We start from the raw sequence: 21,565 nt of genomic DNA, 5'->3' as shown, positions 1-21,565 counted from the left end.
CCCCTTGGCCATCAGACGATCTTAGGGTCGAGTTCGCCAGAGGCGTAACGGCGAGCCATGTCCGCCAGCGGAATGACCTTGATCTTCCCGGCATGACCGGCTGTGCCGAAATCCTCCAGGCGCTGTTTGCAGAGCTTTGTGATGGCGTCCATGCCTGGCTTCATCATGTTGCGAATGTCGAATTCCTTGGGGTCTTCGTGCAGAACACGGCGGATTTGGCCGACCAGCGCCATTCGGTTATCGGTATCGATGTTGATCTTGCGGACGCCATGCTTGATGCCGCGTTGGATTTCCTCGATCGGAACACCCCAGGTTTGCTTTATGTCCGCCCCGTACGTGTTCATGATGTCTTGCAATTCCTGCGGGACGGAGGATGAGCCGTGCATGACGAGGTGGGTTTCGGGCAGACGCCGGTAAATTTCCTCCAGCCGATCCATTGCCAGAACTTCGCCATCCGGCTTACGGCTGAATTTGTAGGCGCCATGCGATGTGCCCATCGCGATTGCGAGTGCATCGACCTTGGTCGCCTTGACGAATTTTACGGCCTCATCGGGATCGGTCAACATGCGTTCGTCGGTGCGCGACTGGAGTTTGCCCAAAACGCCGATCTCGCCTTCGACGGAGGCGCCCATATAATGCGCGACTTCGGACACGCGGGCGGTTACGCGGGCGTTGTAGTCATAATCGGATGGCGTTTTGGCGTCTTCGAGCAAAGAACCATCCATCATCACCGACGTGAACTTGTGCTGAAGGGCCGTGGCGCAGGTCGCTTCACTGTTGCCGTGGTCCTGATGAACAACCATCGGAATATCCGGGTAAATTTTTTCAAGGGCCGCAAAAAGGTGCTCGATCATGATGTCTCCCGCATAGGAGCGGGCCTTGGTGCCGACTTGGAGAATAACGGGTGCCTCAACGGCCTGGGCGGCATTCATGACTGCCAACATCTGTTCCATGCAGGTGACGCTGAAGGCTGGAACGCCATATTGGTGTTCAGCGGCGTGGTCGAGCAATTGTCTGAGCGTAATTCTGGGCATATTGGTTGCTTTCCTGTGAGGACGGGCCTGCAGCTGTCTGCAGACCCCGATGGAAGTCAGAAGCGTGGGACGTCAGCGTTGACGACGCCGAGCCATTGCTTCTGGGCAGCCTGAAGCTCGCCGCCGCTCCACAGCATCATGATCTCCGTGTTGAGCCATTGGTGGAGGTCATAGTCGCCACGACGAACACCGATTCCCATGGGTGACTGGCGGACTGCGAATTTGCGGGCGAACTTATCCGTCTGCGCATTGATCGCATTGGCGGCAGCAACACCCGAGACGATCGCATCGACCTGGCCCGTAAAGAGCGCCTGGTTGGTCGAGGCATCGTCCTCGAAGCGTTGGATGTTCGTTCCCTGGACGGCCTTCTGGGTGATGATGGTGTCATTCGTGCTGGCGCGCGTCACGCCGACGCGTTTGCCGACCAAGGCTTCAAGGTTGTCGAGTTTGGACTCTGTCGGCGCGAGCACCATCTGCTCATCCACGTAGATCGCGTTGGTATACATGATCGTCTTGGCACGCTCTGCGGTGATGCCGAGCGAGGAGACGACGATATCGACTTTGCCGGTGGTCAGGTTGGGGATACGTGCCTGCGAAACCTGATCGACGATTTCGAGCGTCACGCCGAGATCGCGTGCGATGAGGTTTGCGACTGCCACGTCGAAGCCTGAAGGTTTCATGCTGGCGTCGGTCATTCCGTAAGGCGGCGTTGACAGCGAAATGCCGACGATGATCTTGCCGCGTTTGATGATCTCATCGAATGTATTTGTCGTCTGCTGTGCGAGCGCGACCGATGAAAGGCAAGCCGCGGCAACCACGCCGAGGACAGCTTTCCTAATGAATGCGAGCATCGTGTTCTCCTCCGTTACGATGTTATGATTGAAGGCGTTTCTCGAGGCTGCGGCTGATCAGCGTCAGCGGAAAGCAGACAAGAAAATAGAAGGCGGCAGCAGTCATGTAGACCTCGAGCGGTTTGAACGTGGCATTGCTGACGATCTGTGCCGTGCGTGTCAGCTCGACGATGCCGACGACCGAAGCCAGCGATGTGTTCTTGATAAGCTGAACAAAAAAGCCGACCGTTGGCGGAATGGCGATCCTGACTGCCTGCGGAATGATGATATAGATCATCGAGTGGGCGCGCCCGAGACCGAGCGCATGGGCACCTTCCCGCTGCCCCTTCGGAACGGACTGGATGGCACCGCGCCAGATATCTCCAAGAAAAGCCGCGGCATAGAAGGAAAAGGCCACCGCGATGGCCACGATCGGCTGCACGGAAATGCCGATATAGGTCGCACCGAAATAGGCGATGAACAGTGTGACCAGCAGCGGCGTGCCCTGCACGACAAAAATGTAAAACTTTGCGAGCAGGCTGATGATGGGATTGGCGGACATGCGCATCAAGGCAATCACGGAGCCAGCAATCGAGCCGCCGACCAGCGCGATGAATGCCAGGCCGATTGTCCAGCCAAGTCCGGTCAGCATGAACTGGACGTGTGTGAGGCTGAATTGTTGAAACATCTTATCGCCCCAGAAACTTGAATGGAAACAGGATGTGTTCCAGAACGGTCATCACGCCTTTCAGCAACGCAACGAGGACCACATAGACAACCGCAATGACGAGATAGACTTCCATGTTTCGCAGCGTGATGCCCTGGATGTCATTGCCGATGCCGGTCAACTCGGGAACAGAGATCGCGGAGACGACGCTGGATGACAGAAGAAGCAGAATGAACTGCGCCGCGAGTGACGGGAAAACCGCTGCAAGCGCTGGCTTGAAGATCACATGCTTGAAGATCGTTAGCGGCGACATGCCCAGCGCGCGCCCCGCCTCGATCTGTCCTTTGCTAATGCTCTGGATGCCAGCACGAATGACTTCGCTGCAATAGGCGCCGCCATAGATCGACATTGCCAGAATGGCCGCAATTGTCGGGTCGAGCCTGATGCCGAAGCTTGGCAGGCCGAAGTAGATCAGAAAGACCTGCACGATAAACGGCGTGTTGCGGATCGCTTCCACATAGGCCACCGCAGGCAGCCGGATGAACCGGCTGCTGCTCAGGGAAACACTCGCCACAAGAACGGCAATCACGAGTGCAAATAGCATCGATATGACCGAAATCTGCGCGGTCAGCAGCATGCCTTTCAGCAGAAGGTCGCTGCGTAGTAGCACTCCGGTAAAATCGAGATATCCCACGAGAAAGTCTCCAGATGATCGTCGTTCAGGCTAGGCGGCCAGTCTTTGCGAAGTCGGCGTAGAGTGGCGCGAAATCTTCGCCCGCTGGCGCCGCAACAACATCATTTTCCCAGTTGCGATTTTCACGCCACGGCGTGGCCATTTTGTCGGTCAGTGCATTCAGGTCGTCCATGATGCGGGGTGCCTGATCCGCCAAGGCTTTTTCCATTGCTTCGATGTCGGGGAAGTTCGAGAAGGCCTTGGACCAGATGGCGCGACCGGCGAGATATCCACTTGCGCCCGCCCGGTAGGCGTAGGTCAGAAGCCGCAGAAAATCTTCGGGCGTGGAGCCCGCGCTCAAGAGAACCCATGGGCGACCCAAGCCTTTCGCCATGTCATCGAAGCGCTTCTGGATCATCGCTGAACCGGGAACGTTGGGATCTGGCACATTGACCGTTTCCGTCGGCGGTTCGAGCTTGTAGATATCCACACCATCAGGATTCATGATGTCCTTATCTGCAAGTGAGCCGACCACCAGTTCGACCCGACGCGCGTTGAAAGCTTCCTGCGTCTCGTCTGGAAAGGGGTAGACGAGGAACTCAAGGATGAAGGGAATATCGTTCTCTCGGCAATCCTGTTTGACGCTGTTGAGATAGGCAAGTTGATGTTCCTTGACGTCGTCGCTCACATCGGCTCGAAACCAGAGGTTCACCTTGACACCGTCTCCGCCAAGCTTGCGGATGACGCCCGGGTTCCATCCGGGGATGTTCTCCGACTTGCGTCCCGTGTTTGTCACCTCCCACGTTGCCCATTCCGTCGCGACCAGCAGTCCCTTTCGCGCCGAAATGCCATCGACGGTAGCCGAATAGCCGAGCGGCGGATCAATCAACACCGCGGACGCCTTGGGCGCCAGATAGGTGCCAAGCAGTCGCTTCACTGCGGCGACATGGTTATAAGGTGCGCGGTCAACATTAAGGGCGGCCTTGATCGGGTTGACGATCGGTCCGGTCTGATCCATCGCAAGCATCTTGAAACGACCTGCATCATCTGCAAGTCGGCGTAGACCCCAAAGTTTGCCGGGGGTAATGTTCATCATGCACTCCTCTTGAGAAAATCTTCGACAGCTTTACGATCTGGAATGCTTTCCCAGCCGCTGCCCTTCGAGCATTTGAGCGCTGCCGTGGCGCTTGCAAATCGAGCTGCGTCTTCGACGCCTAGACCTTCAGCAACACCCAGTGTGTAGGCACCATGGAAGATGTCACCAGCACCATTGGTGTCGATCGCCTTGATCGAGAATGCCGGGATGTTACGAACACCCGACTCGTTCAGCCAGAAGAACCCGTGCTCTCCATCCGTGACCGCGACCACGCCCCGGCACATGTTTCGCGCGTGGCGTAGGCCGGTTTCGATGTCGTCGCTATCCGAAAGACGCCGCAGGCAAGCGGCGGAAAACACGACGTGATCGGGAAGATGTAGAAGTTTGTGGACTGCATCCATGTCGCCGACATCAGCGTCCAGGACGCTGACGATGTTGCGTGTGCGGGCAGCTTCGAACATGGCGGACGCACCTTCCCACCAGCTGTAGTCGGCAAGCACGCCCGTTACGCCATCAAGCTGGCTCAATGGCAACCATTCGGCCTCGTTACCCAAGTTGCGACCTATAAAGCCAAAGGCCATGCGGTCACCATCAGCGGAAACCAGGATCGTGCCGATCGGGCTGACGCCGCCATCCACGCGCCGAACCGAACTGGTATCGACACCAACTGCTCGGAGGCGCGTCAAAATCTGGTCGCCCGTCTCGTCATTGCCGAGGCGACCCCAATAAAGTGTCTCAGCGCCTAACAGAGCAGTCGTGCAGGCAGCGGTTGCTGCGATGCCGCCGCCGGTTTTGAGAACGTCAAGCGCTCTGATTTTGCTCGGCTGCGTCGGCAGCGCCGGCAGATAGACGATCGTGTCGAGAAAAGCGTTTCCCAGATGCACGATCCGCTGCTTGCTCAAACCCACCCCGGACCTCCCGATTGAAGACAGCAGGGAAGTGTCTCGCGTCTCAGCAAGCTTCAAATACCTCCCCTTGAAGGCATCATAAAACAAGACGATATGTTGTCAATTAAATTTACATGTAAATGTAAAAATTCGCGTAGTAAGCCGATAAGTGCGTGAAAATTGCTAGCCAAAAAAGACTGAATCTATTTTTAAAACTTATAGTTTCATATGTTTACGAAAATTTGGGTATGCCCTAGGAGTTACAGATACGCGTATCTTCGTCCATCAACTTGACATGTCGTTGTCAAATTTTACAAGTGTTCGATGCCAACAGTGACCAATAGTTTTTAATCGGCCCAGCGAGGCAAGGGCCGGTACTTCGCCAATTCCTGCCGGTCGGTTTTGAGCTCCGAAAAAAGGGGCGATCTCCCGTTCTAAGGGGCCATTCAAAGGAGCATCCGCATGTCAGAACATAGCATTCGCTGGGGACTGATCGGCGCATCGACAATTGCCCTGGAGCGGCTCGTCAATGCGATACGCTCCAATGGTTGTGACGTCACCGCAGTCTGTTCGTCTGACCAAGGACGAGCAGATGCATTTGCGGATGATCTCGGCATACCCGGTCGCACCACGGATATGGTCGAGCTTTTCGACCGCTGTGACGCCGTTTATGTTTCGAGCGTGAACAGGTTGCACCATGCACATGTGATTGCCGCTGCCGCTGCGGGAAAGCATATCCTGTGCGAAAAACCTCTGGCGACAAGCCTTGGTGAAGCGTCCGAGATGATCAATGCCTGCCGTCGGGCAGGCGTCATCCTGAGCGTCAATCATCATCTGCGTGGGTCAACGGTCAATCGCGAAATGGCTGCTCTTGTTCGCAGTGGAGCTATTGGCCAGCCGCTTTTCGCGCGTGTCGTCAATGCAGGTCTCTTGCCGGGTCATCTTCATCGCGGGCGACTGACGGATGAGGCTGGAAGCGGAATCATCTTCGACAAGGCCACGCATGACGTCGATCTGTTGCGATATCTGCTTGAAACCCCATGCGAGGTGACGGCAATGACAAGCGATGTCTTGATGGGGTCGTCTTCGATTGCCCAGGCTGTGATGAGCACGATGCGCTTCGCATCGGGCCTCTTTGCGCAGACTTTCGATGCCTTCAACGTACCCGGTAGTGCGACGGAAGTCGTGATCAACGGCACCGAAGGCAGCCTTTATGCGAGTGACTGCCTATCGGGCCGACCAGCCGGTACGCTTAAACTGGTCACGTCAGCGGGCGAGAGACCTATCCAACTTCAGCATATCGATCCTTACGGCGAGGTCATTCGCCAATTTCACTTGGCGATAACGACTGGCATCGATCCGCTCGCGACCGGAGAAGACGGGCGCATTGCCCTGTCTATTGCGATTGCCATGTCGACCGCTGCACAATCACGCTCGTTCATGCCCATCGAAACTTCGGTACTGAGATAGCGGAGACCTTCGCGCTTTGAGACCTCGGTTTCCAGACCCTTAATTCGCTGGTCGCGTTGTTTTCACAAACTCAGTTCTCTCCGCATTGTTTCCAGCCGCTCCATGGCGATCACACCATCGGCAATGGTTGGGGCCGGGGTATCTGCGCCGCCAAGAGCCGGGACGACATCGGCGAGAAGCGAATAATATCCCTTCGGGTCCTCGTTCGCCGCAGCTGTAAAATTCGGCTTCCACGTCAGCGTGTCGACGTCATCCGCAAGTGTCGCTGTCGGATCGTCGATCTTGAAGGGAGGGTTGCGGTGCCAGCGGACCTCGATAACATCGTCAACTTCGATGCGCTGATGGTCGCCCATGATTTCGATACGCTCGACCGGCGTCCCTCGCGACTGGATCGTCCCCATGGCGATGTTGCCGATGGCGCCGCATTCGAATTCGAACCCGACATGAAACAGGACGCGGCCCGGTGTCTTTTCGACCTTGCGTGCCGAGATCGACCGTACAGGGGAAACCAAGAAGGAGACAAGGTCCATGTAGTGTACGCAATGATGCAGAAAGAAGCCGGTGTAATCGACATTTCCGACGAAGTAGCCGGGTGCCGTCATGTAGTAGCCGGTAAGGCCCAGAACATCGCCGAACTTACCTGATTTCACGATGTTGGCCGCGATTTTGTTGCCGACCGAGTAGCGCTTCATAAAACCCAGCAGAAGTGGTTTTTTGGCTTTTTCGGATGCCGCCAATAATTCGCGCGCGCCCGCTGCCGAGCCTGACGGGGGCTTCTCCATGAACACGCTCAGACCGCGTTCAAGGGCCGCCTTTCCGAAAGCCAAATGCTGATCGGGGCCAACCGCCATGCCGACGGCATCGAGACCCGGTGTACGAAGCAAGGTCTCAACATCGCTGGTCAATACCTGAACGCCAAACTGCCTGCCTGCATCAGCAAGTCTTTTGCCGTCGATATCGCAGAGTGCCGCAATCTGGACGTCATGGCGAACGAGCTGGGGAAGAAGCATCTGGGTCGCGTGAATTCCACACCCGATCCAACCAATTTTCAATGTCATCGGCGATATTCCGTCAGTGTGAGATGGGACTTGATGAAGGCGCTGGAGGCGCTGAGGCGATTGCTCTCATCCTCGTGCGGTGGACGCCACTGCGCGAAGGGAACGCCGAACCGATCGTCCGTTCGGCGAAAGGGTTCGAGGGATATAGGCCCCTTGTAACCGACCGCATGGAGGGCGCGGCAGACCGAGACCCAGTCGGTTGCGCCGGTGCCGGGAAAGCCGCGATGGTTCTCGTTTGCCTGGAAATGCACGATCCGGCTGCCACCCAGAAGAATGGCCTCGGCAATCGAGCTTTCTTCCATGTGCATGTGGAACGTATCGAGCATCAACTGGATCGCGGAGTGATCGACAGCGTCGAGCAGCTCGATGGCTTGCTGCGTCGTGCATAATACGTCGCTTTCGAAACGGTTGAGGGGTTCGACAGCCAGCACGATGCCAGCGGCCTTGGCGTAATCGCCTGCCTCGCGCAGACCTGCGACGCATCGCGCTTTACGGGCAAGGCGTTCTTCTTCCGTCACGGGCTGGGGCGGACGGCCTGCAAAAACTAGAGGATTGCCGGTCAGTGGTCCACCAACGATGTTTGCACCGAGTGCCTTTGCACAATCCACCGTGTACTTCAGGTAATCTATGCCTGCGCGATGGGCATCGACATCAGCCGAAGACAGATTGCGCTGGAGATTGACGCGTGCAGCAAGCACGACGCCAAGCCCGGAATGTTCAAGCGCCTTGCGTGCCTCTTTCATATCGATCTCGCCGACTTCCGGTACCAGAAGCTCGACGAAATCATAGCCATGTTCACGCATGCGGGTGAAGAGCGGGAAGTGCTCTGCTATGAACGGTCTTGCATATTGCATGGAGATCAACCCGATCGGGTTCATGTGTCGGTCCTCTTTCTAGGCTGATCCAGCATCATCGCCGCAGCCATTTTTCAATCAGCCTTTGACAGCTCCCTGGGTCAGTCCGCCGATCAAACGGCGTTGCACGAGAAGGAAGAGCAGTGTGGCGGGAAGAGCCCCCACCACGGCGCCTGCGGCCAGCAAACCCCATTCGATCTGGTACTCACCGATCAACGTCTGGATCGCCACGGTGACAGGACGGACGTTCCGTCCGCCCAGCGTCAGTGCGTAGAGATATTCGTTCCAGGCGGTGATGAAGATGTAGATGCCGGTGGAGATGATGCCGGGGATCATGAGCGGTAACACGACACGACGCAGCGCCGTCAACCGTGTGCAGCCATCCGTCATGGCGGCTTCATCGAGACTTTTGGGAATTGCGCCGACATAGCTCGTCAGCATCCAGACAGCAAAGGGTATGGCTGCCGTTGCATTGGCAAGGATCAGCGCGAAGTGGGTGTCGAGGATGTTGAGCTTTCGAAACAGCACGAAGAGCGGCAGGATCAGAAGCACAATTGGGAACATGTTGATCAACAGAAACTGCAACATGAATATCTTGCGTCCGGTGAACCGGAACCGCGAGAGCGCATAGGCTGCGGTGACCGCAACCAGAAGGCCGACAACGACGGTGCCCACGGCGATGATCAAGCTGTCCAGCATGTTTTTGAGAAATGACGTCTGCTCGATCAGACGCACGTAATTGTCAAAGCTCCAGCCCGATGGCGAAATCGAAACGCCGGTGGCGCTGAGTACGGCTGTTGGCGTCAGGGATGTCAAAATCATCCAGGCGAAAGGCGCCATGGCGAAGAGGACGGTCAGGAGAACAGGCAAATCCGTCGTCAGAATGCGGCGCAGGCTACTAGGCTTTTTCATCGTTCGACCTCACGCATGGTTCTGGCAAGATAAAAGGCGACGAAGGTTCCGAGAAAAATGGTGAAGGTGACCGCGATGGTGGTGCCATAGCCGAAATCGAGATTTTGACGTGCCTTGATGAAGGCGTAGAGCGGCAGCGTATGGGTGGCATAGCCTGGCCCGCCGCCGGTCATGACGAAGATCACGTCCATCGAATTTGCGACCCAGATGACCCGCAAGAGGCCAGCGGTGGCTAAAACGGGGCCGATCCCCGGGAGCGTGATGTGGACGAATTGCCGCCAGGCGGATGCACCGTCGATTGACGCCGCCTCGTACTGGCTCTTCGGAATACCCTGAAGCCCCGCCAGGATCATGACTGCGAAGAAGGGAAAGCCTTGCCACGTGAGGGTGGCGATGATGGCGTAAAGAGCGACGCCGGGATCGGCAAGCCATGGGACAGCGGTCTGGACCACATGCAGATAGAGCAGGATGTCGTTGAGAACGCCTGTGTTGGGATCGTAAATCCAGCGCCACATCAGTGCGATGACTACGCTTGGCAGTGCCCAGGGTATGATAATAAGCGCGCGCGCAAGTCCACGCCATGGAAACTCGCGGTTCAGCAGAATTGCCGTGAGCAGGCCAAGGCCCATTTGCAGCGGCACGGTCAGGCCGATCCAGATGACCGTGTTCCACAATGCACTCCAGAAGACCGGGTCATTGAACAGTTTGACGTAATTGCCGAACCCGACAAAGCGGCTTGCATTTGGCTTGAACAGGACAAGATCATAAAAGCTTGTGAAAACGGCCTGGATCATCGGCAGAAAGACGATCACCGCTGTGACGACAACAGCCGGCGCCAGCAGCCAATAGGGCATGAACTGCTGGCTTTGCCAGAACGGCTTTACCTTCTGCTGCTGGTGCGTGGAGACGATCGGCGACATGCGGTTTCCTGATTTTCGGATCGATGCTTTGAGAGGGCTCCGGTGGAACATCCACTGGAGCCCGCCTGCCTTATTGCGCAAACAGTGTGTTGAGCTGTTCCATCATCTGCTGCGAGGTTGTCTGGCCGGTAAGCGCCTGCTGCATTGCCGTCTGCCACGCCGTATTCACGAATTCCGACGTGCCGGAACTCTGGGGAAGCACATGCGCGAAGGGCAGGGACTGCACGGTGGCGTCCACGAAGCGGCGTTCATGGAGTTTCCAGTCGGCAGAACCGCTTTTCGTCACGGTCATCTGGCCGGTTGCGGTGTTGAACGCGACGTTGTTTTCGCCTTCCGCGAGGAAGGAAATCCACTTCCACGCAGCATCCTTGACCGAGGACGACGAGAAGACAGCGAGTGACTCATCGCCATAGGAGGTCCACTGTTTGCCACTGCATTTCGGTACAGGAACGGCTGAAACCTTGTCTCCGAGCGCAGCGACGAGATCTTTGGACGAGCCGATGTGATGAATGGTCATGGCCGTCTTGCCGGTTTTGAATGCTGCGATGATTTCCTGGAAACCATCATTGGGCGCAGACGGTGGAATGACTTTGTCTTTCTGGAAGAGGTCGATTAGCCACTGGTTGGCGGCGACCGCCTGTGGTGTCGTCAGTCCGCCGGGTTTCAGTTCCGCACCCTGTGAGAACACGAAAGCGCCCCACTGGTCCCAGCCGCCCTTGCCGCCACGCAGGCCGAAGCCATAGGTGTTGGGCGCCTTTGTCAGCTTGATTGCGGCCTCGCGGAAATCCTCACAGGTTGCCGGTGGCTTCAAGCCCGCTGCTTCGAACAGATCTGTGCGGTAATAGAGGTAAAGAACGACATACTGGATGGGCAAATAATATTGTTTGCCATCTGCGCCCTTGTTCAATTCAAGCAGATTGTCGAGAAGGTCTGCCTTCCCCGGCCAGGCATTGATCCGATCATCGAGTGGCGCCAGAGCGCCCATCTCGGACAGTCGCGGTTGAGCGAAGAGTTTGACCATCGCTGCGTCCGGCGCGCTGCCGCCCACGAGAGCCGTGTAGAGATTGTCGTAGTAACTGTTCCACGGAACGTTTTCCGCTTCGATCTTGATGTCCGGATTGGCTTTTTCAAACTTGGCGACAAGATCCGACATCGGATTTGCCGGATTGTCGAAATGGTACCAGAAGCGAACAGTGTCAGCGGCATTGGCCGGGCTGAACGCCGCGGTCGCTGCCATAGCCACACTGATTGCTAGTTTTTTCAGAAGTTTCATTGCTGTTATCTCCTCCGTTATCAGCAATTCACGTTGTCAGGTCGTCATCATCCTTCTTGCCGCCCTCCCAGCAGACCGCAGCGCCTCCCGCGCTGCCTCCAGTTCGTTGGTGTTTTGCAGGAAGCCATGGGTAACACCGGGTACGATCTCAAGATCGTCCGTGCGTCCGAGGTTTGTCAGCCGCAGATGCAGCGCCACTGTGTCCGAAAACAGCGGATCGACCCCCGCTGCCATCAGGTAAAGCGGTGGCAGATGCGAAAGCGCTTTGTCGGTTGCCACTAGCGGGCAGGCGAATGGGTCACTGTCAATCGCGCCGTCGCCAGCATACCACGCCCAATAGCGATGCATCTTCGCAGTCGTCAGGCCCGGGCCGTTTTCAAATCGGACGTGAGAGTCCCCCGTGAGATCGGCAGCAAAGTTTCCATAAAAAAGCAGGCCGCCATTCGGCAGCGCATGTCCGTTCGCCTGTTGGTGCAACATGGCGGCAAGCGCCAGATTGGCACCGGCGGAATCTCCCGAAATCAAGAGGGGTCCGGTATTCACTCCGTTGACGTCGCCTGCGATAAGCGCTCTCAAACAGGCGACGACATCAAGCAGGCCAGCAGGAAACGGATGTTCCGGGGCGAGTCGATAATCCGGCATTGCAACAGCCATGCCCGTTTCGTTGGCGAGCACCCGAGCGCATCGTTCGTGGGTTTCAGGGCTGCAAAAGGCAAAGCCGCCGCCGTGCACGAACAGAACTGTTCCGTTGCTGGCGTTTTCCGGTGTCAGGATGCGCATCCGGCATGACGCTGACCCGAGCTTTGTGTCAGCCGCGATCCAGACCTCGGTATCCGACGCCATCGGCGGCAGGTCTACGTTCCAGCGCTGATTCAGGCGCTCAGACAGCGCACGTCCTTCCGCAGGTGGAAGAAGAGTGGCATCCGGCAAAGGGCCGGTTTCCGCCATCACCTTTTCCATGAGGGCCTGCATCTGCGGTGAGATGATGCCGGGATCGGCCTGGTGCGCGCTCATTGGTTCGCATCCGGAAAAACATCGGGCCCGAAGTCGACAATGGTCGCGATGTGGTGGCGCATGGCGGTGATGGCGTTGGCGACGTCGCCACTTTCGATGGCATCGATGATGCTGCGATGGCGCAAGGCCGTGGCCTTCAGGTCGCGTTCCATCCGGCTTTGCGAAATCTTGAAGCGGTGATTGTGCACGAGGCATCGATGCAGGATTGGGTCCAGCGCAGGAAGACTTGCACTCTCTAATATTCGCCGATGAAAATCACGATCGATCGCGGCTAGCTGAAGTTCATCATCGTCATCCGCTGCCGTCAGCATCTCATCGAGCATGACGTTCAGGTCCAGGATCAGCGCCTTGTTGGCGGACCGCATCGTCCGTGGCAGTCCGCTGCATTCGATGTGCGTGCGAAGGCGGAACATCTCGATGGCTTCATCCGCTGTGCATTCCGAAACTTGCGTACCACGATGGCCCTGGCGGCGGACAAGGCCTTCTTCTTGCAACTGTAATAGCGCTTCACGCACGGTGCCCTGACTGCATTGGAAATGTGCGGCCAGCTCCAATTCCGTCAGCCCGGTGCCCGCAGTTAGGTTCCCAAGCATGATGTCGCGCTTCAGCGCGTTGAAAGCCGTTGCCGCTTTCGGAGGCTTGTTCACGACGGGTTTGGGCGAAAAATATGTCATCTGCTCTGCCTAGCAACGGAGGCTTGAATATATTATCATTATTGATAATGATATCGATAATGGCCGTCAAGGTCGAAAACACCGGAGGAAACTTGATGACGGCCATAACGCTGAAGAATATCAGCAAGTCCTACGGCGAGCTCCAGGTCATCCACGGTATTGATATCGATATTGGCAGCGGTGAGTTTCTGGTCCTTGTCGGACCTTCCGGCTGCGGAAAATCTACGCTGTTGCGCATGATTGCTGGGCTTGAGGGTATTTCCGGTGGTGAGCTTGCAATCGGCGGCAGCACGGTCAACGATCTGTCACCTGCAGAACGTAACATCGCGATGGTATTTCAGGACTACGCGCTCTATCCGCATATGACGGTTGAAGACAATATGTCGTTTGGCTTGAAGATGCGTGGCACATCACAGGACGAAATCGACAGGCGTGTGGATAATGCCGCCACTGTGCTCAAGATCACGGGTTTCCTTGAACGTCGCCCTGCGCAATTGTCCGGTGGTCAGCGTCAGCGTGTTGCCATGGGCCGGGCAATCGTCCGCGAGCCAGCCGCGTTTCTGTTTGATGAGCCGCTTTCCAATTTGGACGCGTCCTTGCGGGTCGAAATGCGTCTGGAGATCGCCAAGCTCCACAATCGCATGAAAGCGACGACGGTCTATGTGACCCACGATCAGGTCGAGGCAATGACTCTGGCTGACAGGATTGCCGTCATGAATGCGGGCAGGGTGGAACAGATTGGCAAACCCCTCGATCTCTACCGACGGCCCGCAAGCCTTTTCGTGGCACGGTTCATAGGTAGTCCGACGATGAACACCATCGACGCGGCGTTCGAAGGTGACAAGGCGATTACCGTTCTGGGACGCCAGATTGATGTTGCGGAATATGTCGGGGAGCGCAGCGCGGCTCCTATTGTATTCGGTATTCGCCCCGAGGACCTCAGCAGCTGTCCGCCGGAAGAGGCATGGTTCTCAGGCGAGGTCGTGGTGGCAGAACGGCTTGGCAGTCAGACATATGCCTATCTTGAGATAGGCGACACCCGCATGCTGACGGTGGAATTACCTCGCGACGCCGATATCACTGTCGGAGAAATGATCCATGTCAGGGGAGAGACCGGCTCGGTTCATCTATTCGACAAATCTACAGGACGACGTTTAAACAATGGGGCCGTGTAGCGGGCGAAGGCATGAAACATGCCGATACCCTTATCATAGATCATGCGATAAATGATCTGCTGGGACGATGTCCAATAGCCGATTTCAGCACTCCATCGGCGGTGAAGCTTCAGCCCTGTGCCTCAAATACTTCTACGCGATTGCGACCGTTCCGTTTTGCGACATAGAGCGCCTGGTCGGCGTTGCTCAGAAGAGTTTTTATTGCCATTCCATCTGCGACCGTAGCAATGCCCAAACTAATGGTGAGTGGGATATGTTTTCCATCATGCCATATGTCAAGCGCCTCGACAGTACGGCGTAGGTGTTCGGCCTGTTGCATGAGAGCGTGCGTAGACGAGGCCTTTACATAAAGGCCAAACTCCTCGCCACCAAGTCTTGCGAATATGCTGTCTCTTGGCAGAGTTTCGGCCATACCTTTGGCTGTCGCAATAAGAACATGGTCACCTGCAGCGTGACCGAAGGTATCGTTGACCCGCTTGAAATGATCGATATCGATGATCGCTAGGGTATCACCGGGCGCCGTCTGCGACGGCAATTTGGAGAAAAACCAATGGCGATTATGAATCTGTGTCAACGGGTCCGTTGCCAGCAGATGAAGCAGACGGGTTTCAGCCCTTTCCTTGGCGAAAACGAGAACGAACATGGCGATAAAAAACTGACAGAGGATGAGAAGGAAGAACGTTTCGCTGACGGAGATTGAGATCGCTTCGGGCGTTGCAATGCTTGCAATCGTAATCAACCCCAATAGTGCTTTGGCGGCAAACGACAAAGCCAAGGGAAAACGAGCGCGAATGTTCTCGCTGCGTGTGTTGCGCAAGACAACGACACCACAGGACGTCATAAAGATTGCCATCAGCGTCAGGAAAACCGACGCACGATAAACGTTGGTCAAATGGAAATCAGTCGCGATTGCGATTATGACTGTCAAAGGTGTGATCGCAAGCACGATCGAATCTCGGTGAGAAACCTTTTCGGTGACGAGGCGCCGGATGCCGATCCAGAGCATTCCGTAAGCGAGCGGGCCTAAAGCAAGGCTTACCAGTGTCCAAGCATAATATGGCAGCTCGCCCCGTTCGCCAGCACCTGCAATCGACGAGCCAATGGCCAGCAAGATAAACGCGATTGCCATAAGCCGCAGACCCAAGCGCTTGCCGGATTGCCACCTGACATACATGAAGCAGACAGCCCCAACGAGAAGTGACGACTTATGCAGAAGCAAGACAGTATTGAGGTCCAAGTCGATCGCCCAAAAATTCTAATGTGTCCAATAACAGCCGGACTTTAGCATCCATGAATTACTGAAGGCTGAAATTGGTTTTTATAGTTTTGGGCATTCTGTACGAGGCGCTAGATTATATGCTTGGCGCTTTAGGGATCGTAACCGACGCGAATGGTTAAGCTACAAGGCGTGAGCAATGGCTTCATGTCCGTTGATTACATGTGGCGTTGCTCGGCTGTACCAAAGAGGCGCCTGTCACGCTGGTACAAGTGTGCTCACGGCAACGCACCTGCGATGAGCCGCTGACTGTTTGTCAAAATATGCAGGACAGGCCGTTCAGGCAGACTGCGCGAAGTTTCTTACATCGCCCACGCGGCCCAGGCCGAAATGCGACCGGAGGGTGTTGCCCTCATACTCATTACGGAACACGCCTCGCTTTTGCAGGATCGGAACCACCTCTTCGGCAAAGAGCGAAAGCTGGCTGTTGATGATCGGCGGCATGACGTTGAAGCCGTCTGCGGCACCGCTGCGAAACCAGTCCTCGATGATGTCGGCAACCTGTTCTGGAGTGCCGGTCGCCACGAAATGTCCGCGCGCACCGGCCAGCTTGCGCAACAACTGACGAAGTGTCAGGTTTTCCTTGAGCGTCAAATCCACGTAACCGATCACGCGGCTCTTCGAAGCCTCTACCGTTTCGGGATCGGGGAAATCATTGCGCGTAAGCGGTCTATCCAATGGAATGTGGCTGAAGTCATGGCCTCCGAACCGGGCCGACAGGCGTGTCAGACCCACATCGGTACTGGTAAGATCATCCAGTTCTTCCCAGACCCGCTCAGCCTCTTTCATGGTGGAGCCAATCGCAGCGCTTATGCCCGGCAAAACGACGATGTCATCTGCACTGCGTCCGTAGCCAGTCGCGCGGGTTTTGACGTCGGCATAGAATGCTTTGGCCGATTCCTTTGTCATATGGGCGGTGAAGATCGCCTCGGCCCATCTTGCTGCAAAACCGCGGCCCGCATCGGACTGGCCAGCCTGAATATAGACCGGACGGGATTGCGGGCTCTCGGGTACGTTGAGCGGCCCTGCTGTTCGATAGTGGTGGCCGACGTAGTTTGCTGGGACGATCCGGTCGCGGTCGAGATAGTGCCCACTTTCCCGGTCGTCCAGCACGGCATCTGCGGGAAAGCTCTTCCAGAGGGCGTCTACTGCCTCGACAAATTCTTCTGCCAGCTTGTAACGATCCCCATGATCGAGATTTTGCTGGAGCCCATAATTGGTGCCCGCCTCCGGTGCCCAGGAGGTAACGATATTCCAGCCTGCGCGACCGTTTGACAGGTGATCCAGCGTGGCGAACTGGCGGGCGAGGGTATAGGGCAAGCTGTAGGTCGTCGATGCTGTGCCGATGAGGCCGATGTTCTTCGTATGAGCTGCAAGCAGTGAAAGAAGAACGATGGGTTCCAGCGATCCCGACGACGCCAATCCGCTGCTGTTACCCGCCGCCAGTGTGTCGGCCAGAAATACGGCATCGAACTTTGCGTTTTCGGCGATTGTTGCAGCCTCGACATAGAGGTTCAGGTCGGTCAGCGCCTTGTGGTTTGATTTGGGATGTCTCCACGCTCCCTCATGGTGGCCGCGGGACATGAGAAACAGATTGAGATGCAACTGACGCGACATGTTATGTCCTTCAAATAGTGTCGGCTTCGACGCCAAGGCTTCTAAGCAGCTTTGTTCGTAGCAAGGAGAGTTCGCTCTGGTGCTCGCGGCGGGGGTGGGGAAGCGAGATGGAATGGTCTTCGGCGATACTGCCGTCCTTCAAGACAAGGATGCGGTCAGACAGAAGCAAAGCCTCATCCACATCGTGTGTGACAAGAATAATGGTTGGCTTCTGGTGTTGGACGAGACGCATCAGAAGCCTCTGCATTTTCAACCGTGTGAGTGCGTCCAGTGCCCCGAAGGGTTCGTCGGCCAGCAAAAGATCTGGCATACGTATCAACGATCTTGCCAGCGAAGCCCGCTGTTTTTGTCCGCCTGATAGCGTCGATGGCCAGACGTCTGCCTTGTCGCCAATGCCGACATCCCCAAGCATTTCCTGCGCGGCTGTTCGTGCATCTGGTCGACGTAGGCCAAGCGTGACATTGTCGATGACAGTCTTCCACGGCAGAAGCCGCGAGTCCTGAAAAAGAACGGATACGTTTTCCGGCGTGCTGTAATGGCCCTTCGTTTCTGCATCGTCGTCAAGTCCGGCAAGCGCCCTAAGCAGGGTTGTTTTGCCGGACCCGGATTCTCCAAGCAGGGTGACGAATTGCCCAGCAGGAATATCCAACGAAATGCGATCCAGAACGGTTTTGGTGTCGAAACTGCGTGAGAGGTCGCGCAAAACCACAGCATTTTTCACATGTACATTCATGATCCCAACGCCCGTCTGTAGGAAAGTGCTCGGGTTTCGATCAACCTTACGACCGCGTCGGAGGCGAGACCCAAAATGGCGTAAATCATGATGCCGACGACGATGATGTCTGTCTGGCCCCAGTCACGCGCCCGGTTCATCAGATAGCCTATGCCCGTTTGCGTATTGACGAGTTCCAGAACCACAAGGGCTGTCCAACAGAGAGCCACCGCAAGACGCAACGACACGAAGAAGCCAGGCAGGGCTCCCGGCAGGGCAACGTGGCGGATGAACTCAAGCCGGGTCAGGCCCAAGGTCCGCGCGAGCTCGACATGACCAATATCGATGCCGCGCAGTGCCGCATGGGTGTTGATATAGACCGGAACGAGTACGGCGGTGAAAATCAGGAAGACCTTCATAGACTCGCCGATGCCCAGCCAAATGATGACGAGGGGTATGAGCGCGAGCGTCGGTATCGCTCTTTTGATCTGGACAAGGCCGTCTATCAGAGCTTCGCCGGTTCGAGTGAGGCCTGACAGCAAAGCCAGGACGACGCCGACGAGAACACCCAGAAACAGCCCGGAATAGGCGCGGATTGCTGACGCCGCGAGGTGGGGCAGGAGGGTGCCGTCCACCAGCATGTCATAGCCGGTGTGAATGGCGGTCGATGGCGCAGCCAGCGTGCTTGGAGATAGCAGGCCAAGCCGGGATGCCGCTTCCCAGACCGCAAGCAGAATGATCGGCCCCAGTAACCGCATTCCCGGCGGCAGCTTTGCCGGGGTAAGGCGGACAGCTTTGCGCTGGCCGCTAAACTCCCTGGCGCGTCTGGTGACGCCGCTCGCAAACCGTCCTGATGTAATGTCTGCCATGAGACCTCCGATCAACGTGACTGCTCTATGGTCTTGTCGAACGTATCAACAAAAGACCCCTTGGCATCGAGACGTTCCTTGATCGATCCGGCTTGATACAGGATGTCGATCAGCTTTTGATGATGGGTAATAGCCTCTGCCGAGGTTTGAAACACCAACGGCGACTGGCCCTTGAGGATCGCGGCGGTGTCTTCAGCGGAAACGCGCTGGAAGTCCGTATAGTAGAATTTCGCCCAGTCCGAGTCGTGCTTGTTGCTCCACTCTCCGGCCTTCACAAAGGCCGATATGAACTGGCGAACTGCTTCGGCCTTTTCAGGGTCTGCAAGAACCTCCGGGCGCGCATAAAAGTAAGAGGTGCTCGGCAACAGCTTTCGCTCTTCTGGATCGAGCACGGGGCTTGCCCCTGCCTGGTTGACGAGACGGGTAACGAAGGGCTCTTGAAGAACGGCGACATCAACGGCACCTGAGCGCAAGGCGTCCGGCAGGTCTGCTACACGTAAATTGACGAGCGTGACATCGCTCAGTTTCAAACCAGCCTTGTTCAGTGCCTCGATCAGGAAAACCTGACGGCCGGACCCTTCGACATAGCTCAGTTTTTTACCTTTGAGCTCAGCCAGATGATTGATCGTGAGGCCCGGACGGCTAGTGAGCCGATATTGAGCGATCTCGCGCGTGAATGTCGCCACGATTGGCAGAAGAGTTCCCGATGCACGCGCCTGAATCGGTGGCGTATCGCCGACATAAGCAATGTCGACGGCGCCTGCCCTTATCGCTTCAAGAATGGCAGGGCCGCCTGCAAAATTGGGAAACTCGACATCGAATGAGAGGCTTTTGCCTTGTCCGCTGGCGTCCAACAGATTGCGAACGAGCTCTGCCTGGTCGGCGACGATCAGCTTCGATGCCGGATTGGTGGCGTTTGCTGACGATGAAGCGAATGAAATTGCGGCAACGAACATCGACACGGATGCTTGCAAAAATCTTCTGCGGAACAAGGAATATTCTCCGTTACAGGCACGCTGTCATCGGTGGATAGCGGCAGATATCAGTTTTGATTTAATGTAGATAAAGCCTAGTGAATTGATAGGTTATCTGTGCGCTTGGTTTGTGCGTTGGAGCATTTCTTTTCCACGAGATGCGATTTTCAGAGACGAAAATTCCAGTGCTTTAAAGCCTCATCGCCCGCGCGTATCCGCTGCGAATGTTCTGCCTGACTGCCGGAAAGTGGGATCACAGCCCAAAATCAAGCTGCGGAGCTTCGGCAATGTCTTCGGTGCTGAGCGAGGAGAGAGTGATACCCAGGAGACGGACCGGCTTTTTGAATGGAAAGACAGACGCTAGCAAAGTGTCTGCTAGATCCAGAGCAAATTCCAAATTCGGAATGCCAGACGGCATCGTCTTGCTTCGTGTTGCCTGGGTGAAATCCGAATATTTGATTTTGACCGTTACGGTTTTCCCGGTGATGTCATGTGCCTCGCAGTACCGCCAGACCTTTTCCGCCAGAGGTCGCAACTCGGTCTTGGCGAGGTCGAGGCGATCGATATCCTCGGCAAACGTGTCTTCCGCGCCGATGGATTTACGAATGCGGTTGGGTTTGACTTGCCTCTCGTCAATGCCTCGGGCAATGCCGTAAAAATACGGGCCGGATTTGCCAAAATGCTGCTGCAGGAATGCAAGCGGTTTTGATTTCAAATCCAGACCTGTCTCGATACCGTGCCGTTTCATCCGCTCGGCGGTGGCAGGACCTACTCCATGGAATTTCTTGACGGGAAGAGCCTCAACAAAGGCTGGACCGTTCTTCGGCGTTATCACGGCCTGACCATTGGGCTTGTTTAGATCGCTCGCCATCTTCGCCAGGAATTTATTGTAGGAGATGCCAGCGGAGGCGTTAAGGCCGGTGACTTCTTTGATCTTCGCGCGAATTTCGAGCGCTATATCGGTGGCGATCTCCATACCTTTCAGGTTCTCGGTGACGTCGAGATAGGCTTCGTCCAGTGACAGGGGCTCGATGATGGGTGTGTACTGTGCGAAAATCTCGCGGATTTGCTGGGATACCTGCCGATAGACCTCGAAGCGAGGAGGCACGAAAATCAGGTCAGGGCATTTTCGTTTGGCGGTGACAGAGGGCATGGCCGAATAGACGCCGAAGGCACGTGCCTCATAACTCGCAGCCGCCACCACCCCGCGCGCAGCAGAACCCCCAACCGCCAGCGGCTTCCCGCGCAGTTCCGGGTTGTCACGCTGCTCGACGGAGGCGTAAAAGGCGTCCATATCGATGTGGATGATTTTGCGAACCGGGTTCATGTCTGGCTTTACCGATTGACCTTGTGCTTGCCGAAAATGTCGATCCGCATTCCCACCGGGTTGCGTAGAGACTGGTCGACCTTATCACAGCAAAAGACGTTCTTCCCTTATGTCCGACCCGCAAATATGTCCTCCACCCATCTGAATTTTTGCCGCGTCACGGCACCGAAAGCATGCCGCGACGCCAGGAAAACGGCTGTGCCTGCCAGTTCCGGGGAGAGAATGACAATGCAACGCATCGTATGTCTCGGTG

21 protein-coding genes are annotated in these 21,565 nt (G+C 56.3%); 2 read left to right on the top strand and 19 right to left on the bottom strand.

What is annotated here, in order from left to right:
* Positions 1-11: 11 nt before the first annotated feature.
* From fba to QRN55_RS19385, 6 genes are read right to left on the bottom strand one after another with little or no spacing between them, the layout of a single operon-like run.
* On the bottom strand, positions 12-1,034 hold the full coding sequence (gene fba, locus QRN55_RS19410) for a class II fructose-bisphosphate aldolase (RefSeq protein WP_284777967.1): 1,023 nt from the start codon (positions 1,032-1,034) through the stop codon (positions 12-14).
* A 56-nt stretch (positions 1,035-1,090) separates the two neighbouring features.
* Positions 1,091-1,885, bottom strand: a complete 795-nt coding sequence (locus QRN55_RS19405; protein WP_233124622.1) for a transporter substrate-binding domain-containing protein — start codon at positions 1,883-1,885, stop codon at positions 1,091-1,093.
* A 22-nt stretch (positions 1,886-1,907) separates the two neighbouring features.
* Positions 1,908-2,552 (bottom strand): amino acid ABC transporter permease, encoded by a 645-nt coding sequence (locus QRN55_RS19400; RefSeq protein ID WP_112500523.1) that lies wholly within the window; start codon positions 2,550-2,552, stop codon positions 1,908-1,910.
* A 1-nt stretch (position 2,553) separates the two neighbouring features.
* Positions 2,554-3,225 (bottom strand): amino acid ABC transporter permease, encoded by a 672-nt coding sequence (locus tag QRN55_RS19395; protein ID WP_233124624.1) that lies wholly within the window; start codon positions 3,223-3,225, stop codon positions 2,554-2,556.
* Positions 3,226-3,250: 25 nt separating this feature from the next.
* On the bottom strand, positions 3,251-4,300 hold the full coding sequence (locus QRN55_RS19390) for a tagatose 1,6-diphosphate aldolase (RefSeq protein WP_284777966.1): 1,050 nt from the start codon (positions 4,298-4,300) through the stop codon (positions 3,251-3,253).
* Positions 4,297-5,208 carry a PfkB family carbohydrate kinase gene (locus QRN55_RS19385; RefSeq protein WP_284777965.1) on the bottom strand — a complete coding sequence of 304 codons (912 nt, stop codon included), beginning with the start codon at positions 5,206-5,208 and terminating at the stop codon, positions 4,297-4,299. Before QRN55_RS19385 ends, QRN55_RS19390 begins: the two co-directional genes overlap by 4 nt.
* A 441-nt stretch (positions 5,209-5,649) precedes the next feature.
* On the opposite strand from QRN55_RS19385, the gene QRN55_RS19380 reads away from it, so the two are divergent.
* Positions 5,650-6,657 carry a Gfo/Idh/MocA family protein gene (locus tag QRN55_RS19380; RefSeq protein ID WP_284777964.1) on the top strand — a complete coding sequence of 336 codons (1,008 nt, stop codon included), beginning with the start codon at positions 5,650-5,652 and terminating at the stop codon, positions 6,655-6,657.
* A 62-nt stretch (positions 6,658-6,719) separates the two neighbouring features.
* Here QRN55_RS19380 and QRN55_RS19375 read toward each other — a convergent pair whose 3' ends face one another.
* The 7 genes from QRN55_RS19375 to QRN55_RS19345 all read right to left on the bottom strand — a co-directional run bounded on the left by QRN55_RS19375 (position 6,720) and on the right by QRN55_RS19345 (position 13,362).
* Positions 6,720-7,715, bottom strand: a complete 996-nt coding sequence (locus QRN55_RS19375; protein WP_284777963.1) for a Gfo/Idh/MocA family protein — start codon at positions 7,713-7,715, stop codon at positions 6,720-6,722.
* Entirely contained in the window at positions 7,712-8,593 is an 882-nt protein-coding gene (locus tag QRN55_RS19370) for a sugar phosphate isomerase/epimerase family protein (protein WP_284777962.1), read from the bottom strand. Before QRN55_RS19370 ends, QRN55_RS19375 begins: the two co-directional genes overlap by 4 nt.
* A gap of 54 nt (positions 8,594-8,647) precedes the next feature.
* Positions 8,648-9,481, bottom strand: a complete 834-nt coding sequence (locus QRN55_RS19365) for a carbohydrate ABC transporter permease (protein ID WP_284777961.1) — start codon at positions 9,479-9,481, stop codon at positions 8,648-8,650.
* Positions 9,478-10,401: a carbohydrate ABC transporter permease gene (locus QRN55_RS19360; RefSeq protein WP_284777960.1), complete on the bottom strand. Its 924-nt coding sequence runs from the start codon at positions 10,399-10,401 to the stop codon at positions 9,478-9,480. The genes QRN55_RS19365 and QRN55_RS19360 overlap by 4 nt, the downstream gene beginning before the upstream one ends.
* Before the next feature lie 70 nt (positions 10,402-10,471).
* Entirely contained in the window at positions 10,472-11,674 is a 1,203-nt protein-coding gene (locus QRN55_RS19355; RefSeq protein WP_284777959.1) for an ABC transporter substrate-binding protein, read from the bottom strand.
* A gap of 36 nt (positions 11,675-11,710) precedes the next feature.
* Positions 11,711-12,688: an alpha/beta hydrolase gene (locus QRN55_RS19350; protein WP_284777958.1), complete on the bottom strand. Its 978-nt coding sequence runs from the start codon at positions 12,686-12,688 to the stop codon at positions 11,711-11,713.
* Complete coding sequence (locus QRN55_RS19345) at positions 12,685-13,362, bottom strand: GntR family transcriptional regulator (RefSeq protein WP_233137111.1); 678 nt, start codon at positions 13,360-13,362, stop codon at positions 12,685-12,687. Before QRN55_RS19345 ends, QRN55_RS19350 begins: the two co-directional genes overlap by 4 nt.
* A gap of 95 nt (positions 13,363-13,457) precedes the next feature.
* Between QRN55_RS19345 and QRN55_RS19340 the strand changes: the two genes are divergently transcribed.
* On the top strand, positions 13,458-14,537 hold the full coding sequence (locus QRN55_RS19340; protein ID WP_284777957.1) for an ABC transporter ATP-binding protein: 1,080 nt from the start codon (positions 13,458-13,460) through the stop codon (positions 14,535-14,537).
* Between the two features lie 109 nt (positions 14,538-14,646).
* Here the strand turns inward: QRN55_RS19340 and QRN55_RS19335 are convergent, their stop codons facing one another.
* The 6 genes from QRN55_RS19335 to dinB form a co-directional block, all read right to left on the bottom strand.
* Entirely contained in the window at positions 14,647-15,774 is a 1,128-nt protein-coding gene (locus QRN55_RS19335) for a GGDEF domain-containing protein (RefSeq protein WP_284777956.1), read from the bottom strand.
* Between the two features lie 318 nt (positions 15,775-16,092).
* Positions 16,093-17,430 carry an LLM class flavin-dependent oxidoreductase gene (locus QRN55_RS19330; RefSeq protein ID WP_284777955.1) on the bottom strand — a complete coding sequence of 446 codons (1,338 nt, stop codon included), beginning with the start codon at positions 17,428-17,430 and terminating at the stop codon, positions 16,093-16,095.
* A 10-nt stretch (positions 17,431-17,440) separates the two neighbouring features.
* Positions 17,441-18,163 carry an ABC transporter ATP-binding protein gene (locus QRN55_RS19325; RefSeq protein ID WP_284777954.1) on the bottom strand — a complete coding sequence of 241 codons (723 nt, stop codon included), beginning with the start codon at positions 18,161-18,163 and terminating at the stop codon, positions 17,441-17,443.
* Positions 18,160-19,011, bottom strand: a complete 852-nt coding sequence (locus QRN55_RS19320) for an ABC transporter permease (RefSeq protein WP_284777953.1) — start codon at positions 19,009-19,011, stop codon at positions 18,160-18,162. Before QRN55_RS19320 ends, QRN55_RS19325 begins: the two co-directional genes overlap by 4 nt.
* An 11-nt stretch (positions 19,012-19,022) precedes the next feature.
* Positions 19,023-20,003, bottom strand: coding sequence for an ABC transporter substrate-binding protein (locus QRN55_RS19315; protein WP_284777952.1), 981 nt, complete (start codon positions 20,001-20,003; stop codon positions 19,023-19,025).
* A gap of 235 nt (positions 20,004-20,238) precedes the next feature.
* A complete protein-coding gene (dinB, locus tag QRN55_RS19310; protein WP_284777951.1) occupies positions 20,239-21,312 on the bottom strand; it encodes a DNA polymerase IV in 1,074 nt (357 codons plus the stop codon).
* Positions 21,313-21,565: the final 253 nt, after the last annotated feature.

It is taken from the genome of Agrobacterium sp. lyk4-40-TYG-31, from assembly GCF_030209855.1.
Lineage (GTDB): Bacteria > Pseudomonadota > Alphaproteobacteria > Rhizobiales > Rhizobiaceae > Agrobacterium > Agrobacterium vaccinii.
This window is presented reverse-complemented; position numbering and strand designations above follow the sequence as displayed.

Excerpts from the sequence above, each read along its gene's own strand:
- fba (WP_284777967.1), bottom strand. The coding sequence starts at position 1,034 with ATGCCCAGAATTACGCTCAGACAATTGCTCGACCACGCCGCTGAACAC.
- QRN55_RS19405 (WP_233124622.1), bottom strand. The coding sequence starts at position 1,885 with ATGCTCGCATTCATTAGGAAAGCTGTCCTCGGCGTGGTTGCCGCGGCT.
- QRN55_RS19400 (WP_112500523.1), bottom strand. The coding sequence starts at position 2,552 with ATGTTTCAACAATTCAGCCTCACACACGTCCAGTTCATGCTGACCGGA.
- QRN55_RS19390 (WP_284777966.1), bottom strand. The coding sequence starts at position 4,300 with ATGATGAACATTACCCCCGGCAAACTTTGGGGTCTACGCCGACTTGCA.
- QRN55_RS19380 (WP_284777964.1), top strand. The coding sequence starts at position 5,650 with ATGTCAGAACATAGCATTCGCTGGGGACTGATCGGCGCATCGACAATT.
- QRN55_RS19375 (WP_284777963.1), bottom strand. The coding sequence starts at position 7,715 with ATGACATTGAAAATTGGTTGGATCGGGTGTGGAATTCACGCGACCCAG.
- QRN55_RS19370 (WP_284777962.1), bottom strand. The coding sequence starts at position 8,593 with ATGAACCCGATCGGGTTGATCTCCATGCAATATGCAAGACCGTTCATA.
- QRN55_RS19365 (WP_284777961.1), bottom strand. The coding sequence starts at position 9,481 with ATGAAAAAGCCTAGTAGCCTGCGCCGCATTCTGACGACGGATTTGCCT.
- QRN55_RS19360 (WP_284777960.1), bottom strand. The coding sequence starts at position 10,401 with ATGTCGCCGATCGTCTCCACGCACCAGCAGCAGAAGGTAAAGCCGTTC.
- QRN55_RS19355 (WP_284777959.1), bottom strand. The coding sequence starts at position 11,674 with ATGAAACTTCTGAAAAAACTAGCAATCAGTGTGGCTATGGCAGCGACC.
- QRN55_RS19350 (WP_284777958.1), bottom strand. The coding sequence starts at position 12,688 with ATGAGCGCGCACCAGGCCGATCCCGGCATCATCTCACCGCAGATGCAG.
- QRN55_RS19345 (WP_233137111.1), bottom strand. The coding sequence starts at position 13,362 with ATGACATATTTTTCGCCCAAACCCGTCGTGAACAAGCCTCCGAAAGCG.
- QRN55_RS19340 (WP_284777957.1), top strand. The coding sequence starts at position 13,458 with ATGACGGCCATAACGCTGAAGAATATCAGCAAGTCCTACGGCGAGCTC.
- QRN55_RS19330 (WP_284777955.1), bottom strand. The coding sequence starts at position 17,430 with ATGTCGCGTCAGTTGCATCTCAATCTGTTTCTCATGTCCCGCGGCCAC.
- QRN55_RS19325 (WP_284777954.1), bottom strand. The coding sequence starts at position 18,163 with ATGAATGTACATGTGAAAAATGCTGTGGTTTTGCGCGACCTCTCACGC.
- QRN55_RS19320 (WP_284777953.1), bottom strand. The coding sequence starts at position 19,011 with ATGGCAGACATTACATCAGGACGGTTTGCGAGCGGCGTCACCAGACGC.
- dinB (WP_284777951.1), bottom strand. The coding sequence starts at position 21,312 with ATGAACCCGGTTCGCAAAATCATCCACATCGATATGGACGCCTTTTAC.